Raw genomic sequence first — 1,903 nt, 5'->3', positions numbered from 1 at the left:
CTGCGATTTCTTCGGGTATAGGGAGAGACTGCTCATCGTAAACAATACTTAATTCCGTTACTTTTTCAAAAAAATCAGCAGATAATGGTAAAGAAAAAAATTGATTTAGAGTTGTTTCAAAATTCTTCTCTTGATATACAATCTTTGTATCAAAAAAGCCATTGTCTGAATTTTTGGGTATTCTTAGTTCAAGTTTCATCTTTATTCCAATTAAACTTTATACTCAACTAGATTGAGCTAAAAAAAGTATTACTGTACATTATTTATGTTAAAAAATAAATTAATTTAATTAAAAATTGTCTTTCGGTAGAGCTAAAAAACATAGTGACGTGCTCATAATAAAGAGGCTCTATCTTATCCTCTCCACTAGGCAATCCGAACTGTGATTGTCAGAGATTGTAGAAGTATACGAAAATAGGCACCTGCCCCAAACTCTCGAATCCTACTTTAAAAGTAGTCCAAATCGCTTATCGTATGCGTATTGTAACTCGGGACTTTCATGCCTATGTTCAGTTAAATAGCTCTGTCCTTTATTTATGAAAAATCGGCTCTACACCAATGAGCTTGCATAAAGAAGTATTTCACCATCATACACAAAGTGTTAGCCAAAAGGATTTAAGTCGCCACTTTCCTACTGGAAAAGCTACGATAGAGCGTTGGTATCATTATGGTTATGAGCGTCAAGAAAAACGGATTACCACACCATTATGCCCTCGTGTATTAGGTATTTATGAACACTCTTTTACTAAGAAGCAAGGGTATATCACTACACTATGTGATTTAAGCAAACATAAGGTATTTGCTATTGTTAAAGGTCGTTCAGGCCGTGATTTAGAGACTTATTTTAAAGCTTTGGAAGGGAAAGAGTGCGTACGTGTCGTGTGTATTGATTTAAGCAGTAGCTATCGGTCTTTAGTCAAACGTTATTTTCCTAATGCCAAGATTGTGGCTGATCGCTTTCATGTGATTCGTCTTATCAATCAATTGAGTATGCAAACGTTTCATCAAATTGATCCGACAATGAAGTACCAAAGAGGGACTCTCATTGCTTTGAAAACTAAACTCGAGAATCTGACTGCTTTACGTCAAAGCAAGCGCGACAGTTATCTGAAACAACAACCCGCGATTGCTGCAATTTATGATTTTAAACACCAGTTGCATGAGCTATTAACTAAGAAGCATTGCACAGCGAAAGAATGCAAACGTTTACTATCACGTTTCTTGGAAATGGTTAAAGAATTAAAACAAAGTGCTTTTCAACATCTTAGAACATTAGGGAATACATTATTTAAATGGAGAGAGGAAAAAGTTTAAGCCAATCTGTGTTTGCAAAATATTTAAATGTCAGTCCTGCAATAATTTGCGGCATAGATGTAGTAGTTCAATAATTTGTTTGGCAACAAGCTCATGAGGTATTTTAGTCATAAACTGCCTCCATTGCATCATTTTCACTGAGCGCATCCTCAACAAATGCCCCCATAATGCCTGCCTCGATGAGTATGACTTCAGTGATAAAACCAGGAATTTCTAAATCGGTCAGTTTTGCAGTAATCACATCCATTAATGCAATTTCTTTATTCATGCTTTTCTCCAGCGTTTACCCATACGGCTGTGATCACTCCTTTGATTAGCCCTGTGCGAATAGGACCATAGTATCGACCATCAAAGGACCATTCGCTTTGGCTGGTCATGGTCATCACTTCATCTTTTTGCAGCGGATAATTTACAATTCGCCATTGAGGCAATGTACGATTCATCCCATCATTTAACTTAGGTTTTGAAAAAGGAATAAGCGTTTGATTCACAAAAACACCTTCAGAAGTAACTGATACAATATCACCCTGTATCGCCACCACTTTTTTCATTAAATACCCATAACCACCAGGACACAGGCCAGGGTTGA

General features: G+C 36.6%; 3 protein-coding genes and 1 pseudogene. 1 reads left to right on the top strand and 3 read right to left on the bottom strand.

Annotated elements, in window-relative coordinates; genetic code table 11:
* Positions 1-199, bottom strand: a 199-nt coding sequence (locus tag WA877_RS01475; RefSeq protein WP_425169171.1) for a hypothetical protein, incomplete at its 3' end; no start/stop codon positions are given.
* Between the two features lie 362 nt (positions 200-561).
* Between WA877_RS01475 and WA877_RS01470 the strand changes: the two are divergent.
* Positions 562-1,311, top strand: a pseudogene (locus WA877_RS01470) (ISL3 family transposase); the annotation flags it as partial.
* Positions 1,312-1,417: 106 nt separating this feature from the next.
* Here WA877_RS01470 and WA877_RS01465 read toward each other — a convergent pair.
* Both WA877_RS01465 and WA877_RS01460 read right to left on the bottom strand, forming a co-directional pair.
* Positions 1,418-1,582, bottom strand: coding sequence for a hypothetical protein (locus tag WA877_RS01465; protein ID WP_425169170.1), 165 nt, complete (start codon positions 1,580-1,582; stop codon positions 1,418-1,420).
* On the bottom strand, positions 1,575-1,903 hold a 329-nt coding region (locus tag WA877_RS01460; protein WP_425169169.1), incomplete at its 5' end, for a S26 family signal peptidase. The genes WA877_RS01465 and WA877_RS01460, both read right to left, overlap by 8 nt.

It is taken from the genome of Legionella sp. (assembly GCF_049790535.1).
Taxonomy (GTDB): Bacteria; Pseudomonadota; Gammaproteobacteria; order Legionellales; family Legionellaceae; genus Legionella.
Note: the sequence above shows the minus strand (reverse complement) of the source record. Positions and strands in the feature narration are given on the sequence as shown.